This is a genomic window from Ensifer sp. SSB1 (assembly GCF_016652895.1).
Taxonomy (GTDB): domain Bacteria; phylum Pseudomonadota; class Alphaproteobacteria; order Rhizobiales; family Rhizobiaceae; genus Ensifer.
On the sequence record NZ_JAEPRP010000286.1, the window covers coordinates 1 to 5,444 of the forward strand.

5 protein-coding genes are annotated in these 5,444 nt (G+C 61.5%); 1 reads left to right on the top strand and 4 read right to left on the bottom strand.

Translation table 11 applies throughout. The features are described from left to right. Positions 1-64: 64 nt before the first annotated feature. The 3 genes from I8N66_RS35780 to I8N66_RS35790 form a co-directional block, all read right to left on the bottom strand. Complete coding sequence (locus tag I8N66_RS35780; protein ID WP_113541307.1) at positions 65-886, bottom strand: lytic transglycosylase domain-containing protein; 822 nt, start codon at positions 884-886, stop codon at positions 65-67. A gap of 193 nt (positions 887-1,079) precedes the next feature. After that, positions 1,080-2,114: an aspartate-semialdehyde dehydrogenase gene (locus I8N66_RS35785; RefSeq protein WP_113541269.1), complete on the bottom strand. Its 1,035-nt coding sequence runs from the start codon at positions 2,112-2,114 to the stop codon at positions 1,080-1,082. Positions 2,115-2,227: 113 nt separating this feature from the next. Further along, entirely contained in the window at positions 2,228-2,569 is a 342-nt protein-coding gene (locus I8N66_RS35790; protein WP_291164821.1) for a hypothetical protein, read from the bottom strand. Positions 2,570-2,611: 42 nt separating this feature from the next. Between I8N66_RS35790 and I8N66_RS35795 the strand changes: the two genes are divergently transcribed. Then, positions 2,612-4,501: an MFS transporter gene (locus I8N66_RS35795; protein ID WP_291164824.1), complete on the top strand. Its 1,890-nt coding sequence runs from the start codon at positions 2,612-2,614 to the stop codon at positions 4,499-4,501. A 103-nt stretch (positions 4,502-4,604) separates the two neighbouring features. Here I8N66_RS35795 and I8N66_RS35800 read toward each other — a convergent pair whose 3' ends face one another. After that, positions 4,605-5,294 carry a phosphatase PAP2 family protein gene (locus tag I8N66_RS35800; RefSeq protein ID WP_113541266.1) on the bottom strand — a complete coding sequence of 230 codons (690 nt, stop codon included), beginning with the start codon at positions 5,292-5,294 and terminating at the stop codon, positions 4,605-4,607. Between the last annotated feature and the right edge of the window lie 150 nt (positions 5,295-5,444).

The following is a 5,444-nucleotide window of genomic DNA, read 5'->3' on the forward strand; positions in this document are numbered from 1 at the left end:
AACCGGGCTTTGCATTCTTTCGAAACGTTTAGCGCATCCCAAGGGATGCGCAAACTGGTGACGATCAGAGGCCGTCGATCTCGGCGCCGATGATGGCGATCGCCTGCTGGTAGACGGTTGCCGCGTTCCAGCCCTGGATCGCAACGAAATTCGCCTGGCCGGGCTGATAGCCGGCGCCAGGCTGCCAGCCGTGGCCGCGCAGGAAGTTGGCGGTCGAGGCCAGTGCATCGGCCTTGGAGCGAACCATGTCGATATGGCCGTTGCCGTCGCCGTCGACGCCGAATTTCAACACGTTGGCCGGCAGGAACTGTGTCTGGCCGATCTCGCCATGGGCAGCACCGCGCGCATCCGGGCTCAGGTCGCCGCGCTGCACGAGCTGCAGGGCGGCATAGAGCTGGTCGGTGAAGTAGTCCGAACGGCGGCAGTCATAGGCGAGCGTCGAAACGGCCGAGAGCGTATGCTCCTTGCCCATGAAGCCGCCAAAACCGGTTTCCATGCCCCAGATGGCGATCAGCGGGCCGGCCGGCACGCCGAAACGGCGTTCGATGCTGGTGAAGAGCGCAGCATTCTGCTGTTTCATCTTCTTGCCACGCGAAATGATCACCTGCCCGCCGCGCTTCTGCATGAACTGGTCAAGCGAGAGCTTGAAGCTCTTCTGGCCGCGGTCGGCGCGGATCGTCGCCTTGTTGTAGGAGACGCCGGACAGGGCACGATCGAGCACCTGAGGGCTGATGCCGTTGCCGGAGGCCTCCTGCTTGAAGTTCTGTACCCAGGCGGAAAAGCCGCTGCCGTCATTGCCGCATTGGGCGGCGGATGCCACCGCCGGAAAAACTGCAGTCGAAACCAGGGCAGCAAGCCCCACCGCTACGCACTTTGCCCTGTGCATGAAATACCCCGTCATAGCCCGAATCTCATCGCTTTCAAAAATGCCAGCCTTCGCCGGCCGTGTCACCTGCCGGAAGCGGCGGTAACTTTTTCGTGGTTTCACGTGAAGCCGGGCGAAATGACCCGCGATCGTGAAACAGGAAACCCGCCAAGCCCGAATGGGCTCGGCGGGATGAACTGCTCTACCGTTTCTTTCAGGCTGCCTGCTTGCGCGGCTTGATGAGGCCGCGGTTGACAAGGAGCTCGGCGATCTGGATCGCGTTCAGTGCTGCACCCTTGCGCAGGTTGTCGGAAACGACCCAGATGTTGAGGCCGTTTTCAACGGTCGCGTCTTCACGGATACGCGAGATGTAGGTCGCGTCTTCGCCGGCACTTTCGTAAGGCGTGACGTAGCCACCGTTCTCGTGCTTGTCGACGACAAGGCAACCCGGCGCCTCGCGCAGGATGTCGCGCGCCTGGTCGGCCGTGATCTCGTTTTCGAACTCGATGTTGACCGATTCCGAGTGGCCGATGAAAACAGGGACGCGCACGGCGGTGCAGGTCACCTTGATCTTCGGATCGAGCATCTTCTTGGTTTCGGCCAGCACCTTCCACTCTTCCTTGGTGTAGCCGTCTTCCATGAACACGTCGATGTGCGGGATGACGTTGAAGGCGATGCGCTTGGTGAACTTCTTCGATTCGATCGGATCGGCAACGAAGACCGCACGGGTCTGATTGAACAGCTCGTCCATGCCGTCCTTGCCGGCGCCCGAAACCGACTGGTAGGTCGAGACGACGACGCGCTTGATCTTGGCATGGTCGTGCAGCGGCTTCAGCGCGACGACGAGCTGGGCGGTCGAGCAATTCGGGTTGGCGATGATGTTCTTCTTGGTGAACTGCGTGATCGCGTCCGGGTTCACTTCCGGCACGATCAGCGGCACTTCGGCGTCGTAACGCCAGGCCGAAGAGTTGTCGATGACGACGCAGCCCTGCTGGCCGATCTTCGGCGAATACTTGAGCGAAACGGCGCCACCAGCCGACATCAGGCAGATATCGGTGTCGGAGAAATCGTAGTTTTCGAGGTTCTTGACCTTGAGGGTCTTGTCGCCGAAGGAAACTTCCGTGCCCTGGGAGCGGGCCGAAGCAAGCGCGACAACTTCATCCGCGGGAAAGCCGCGTTCGGAAAGGATGTTCAGCATCTCCCGGCCGACATTGCCGGTGGCGCCTGCGACTGCAATCTTGAAACCCATGATCTAAGCTCTCTTTTCTGTCTCTCCTCGTCGGGTGAGGGGGAAACCGCGCGAACTGCCGCGAGGGTTCCTGTCCCCGGCCAAACCGGGGAGAGAGCGGAGGGCCAGAGACGTCAGACGGTTTTCGTCGTCGTTTTGGCCGTTGTTTTGCAAGCGAACGAAAAATCGACATCCTGCCCCGCGGCAAGAGCCGGCAGGATCAAAGCAGCGATGGCTGGACCGATCGGTCGCATGGTGGTGATTTCCTCGTTCGTCGCTGCTCTTACGCGGTTTTGAGGAAGAGTCAAGACATCGCGGTCCGGCAACGCGTTCCCGGACGTTGCCGCGGTCGATCGCCGCATTAGACGAAAGTCATAAGCCGAAAGCATCTCTGCCTGCGCCGGTGGTTTTCTGACATCCTCTTCACCAGGCGCACCACGTCCGGACGTTCTAGGGAGGAATGCCGGACCAGCCAATGGGCGCTCCAACAAGCTGTTTTGGAGTGGAGGATAAACAAAATGGCAAATGTCGCGACAGCGGACGACGCAAAAACGCGTCCGATGACCGGCGAGGAGAAGAAGGTCATCTTCGCCTCGTCGCTTGGTACCGTGTTCGAATGGTACGACTTCTATCTCTACGGTTCGCTCGCCGTCTATATCGGCGCGACCTTCTTCAGCTCCTACCCGGAAACGACGCGTAACATCTTCGCGCTTCTGGCCTTTGCTGCGGGCTTCCTGGTTCGCCCGTTCGGCGCCCTGGTCTTCGGTCGCCTGGGTGACCTCGTCGGCCGCAAATACACCTTCCTCGTGACGATCCTGATCATGGGTCTGTCGACCTTCCTGGTCGGCATCCTGCCCGGCGCCGCCTCGATCGGCATCGCTGCACCGATCCTGCTCATCGTTCTGCGCATGCTGCAGGGCCTGGCGCTCGGTGGGGAATATGGCGGTGCCGCGACCTACGTGGCCGAGCACGCGCCAAACGGGCGGCGTGGCTACTTTACCTCCTGGATCCAGACCACGGCGACGCTCGGCCTGTTCCTGTCGCTGGTGGTGATCCTGCTCGTGCAGTTCGCCCTCGGCAAGGAAGCCTTTGCCGCCTGGGGCTGGCGCATCCCGTTCCTGCTGTCGTGCGTGCTTCTCGGCATCTCGGTCTGGATTCGTCTGAAGATGAACGAGTCGCCGGCCTTCAAGAAGATGAAGGAAGAGGGCAAGACTTCCAAGGCGCCGCTGTCGGAAGCTTTCGGCCAGTGGAAGAACGCTAAGATCGCGCTGCTGGCGCTGTTCGGCGCCGTCGTCGGCCAGGCCGTCGTCTGGTATTCCGGCCAGTTCTACGCGCTGTTCTTCCTGACCGGCGTGCTCAAGGTGGACGGGCAGTCGGCCAACATCATGGTTGCCGTTTCGCTGTTGATCGGCACGGGCTTCTTCGTGCTTTTCGGCTGGCTCTCCGACAAGATCGGCCGCAAGCCGATCATCATGGCCGGCCTGCTGCTTGCGATGCTCACCTACTTCCCGCTGTTCAAGGCACTGACCTGGGCCGGTAACCCGGCGCTCGCTCAAGCACAGGCAACCGTCCGCGCGACGGTGACCGCGGCCCCCGGCGATTGCAAATTCCAGTTCAACCCTACGGGCACGGCGAAGTTCACCACCTCGTGCGATATCGCAACCGCATTCCTGACCAAGAACTCGGTACCCTATGATGTCGTGACGACGGCGGCTGCCGGTACGGCCGCGACGGTCAAGGTTGGCGAAACCACGATCAACAGCTACGACGCGGTCGCTGCAGGCGATGGTGCCAAGGCTGCCAACGGTGCCTTCGAAAAGCAGGTCAACATGGCCCTCCACAATGCCGGCTACCCGCTGGTACGTGGTGCCGCCAAGGTTCCGGAATCCAAGCTTGACGGCTTTGTTGCCGCCAATCCGGAACTGTCGCTCGATGCGGCCGCTGTTCGCGGTGGCGAAAAGACCATGGTTCCGGCCGACAAGCTGGTCGCCGACAAGCTGCTGACCAAGGATGAAGTCGGCGCTGCCACCGAAATGGCCGTCTATACGATTGCCGGCGGCGGCACCTATGCAATGGTGGCCGATCCCGCCAGCGTCAACTGGACGACGATCATCGCCGTTCTGACAGTGCTCGTCATCTATGTGACGATGGTCTACGGCCCGATCGCCGCGCTGCTGGTCGAACTCTTCCCGACCCGCATCCGCTACACCGGCATGTCGCTGCCCTACCACATCGGCAACGGCTGGTTCGGCGGCCTGCTTCCGGCAACGGCCTTCGCGATGAGTGCTGCCCAGGGCGATATCTACTACGGTCTCTGGTACCCGATCGTCTTCGCAGGCATCACGCTGGTCATCGGCCTGCTGTTCCTGCCGGAAACGAAGGACCGCGACATCCACGCGATGGACTAGGCTTGAAATGCTGCAGTTCCGGCGGCAATGCCGGGACTGCTCCAGATCTTCCCCGAGCTATCACGGCTCTCCTGACTCCGGCGCGGCCTCCGCGCCGGCTTTTTTATGGGCTCGGGTCGCTGCGTCCCACGAGCGGCCATCCGCCCTCACCCAGGCGAAACAGCCGACCGAACCTGGCAAACAGAAACGCCATCATCACTGACGTCCAGAGACCAAGCAGCAGTCCCGCCGCGACGTCGCTCGGATAATGCGCGCCAACGACGACACGGGAAACGCCGATGGTCAGCGCGAGGACCAGAAAGAGCGGTCGGAGGTTCGGCAACAACATGGCAAAGACGCCGAAGAAGGCGCCGGCTGCCGTCGAATGGCCGGAGGGGAAGCTTTCGTAGAGATCGGTGGTGGCAAACGGCGTCAGGCTATAGGCGCCGAGTTCGGCGAAAAGCTCGGGCCGGGCACGCCCAATGAGAAACTTCAGCGTATGGACCAGTGCGCTGGCGCTGCCGATCGTCAGCAGGAAATAAGCCGCAAGATCACGGGCGGTGCTTGCCTTGCGCTGAAAGGGCCCTTGGGTGGCGGCGCGGCGCAGGACGAAAGCGGCGGCCAGGACGATGGCGGAGAGGTAGATCATCCAGCCGAAGCGGCCGAAGTCGGTGATCTTTTTGTTGAAGTCGACAATGCCTGCCGGCAAGCCCTGCGCCTTTTGCGACAGGAAGGGGTCGAGCGGAACGAGGGCGAACAGAAGGATGGTCGTCGTCAGCAAAATCCATCCGGTGGCCGCAAGTGGTCGTTTCATGACGCTCCGTCCTGCCGCCCTGTTTGTTGAGTGCTGCGGCCATTGTTGTCTTCAGTGGCCCTCGGCCTCACATCTCCCGATGTGTCAGTTCTTTTGGCAAATTCAAGGCGATAAACCCAAAACACCTCCGGATGCGCTCCGGAGGTGTTT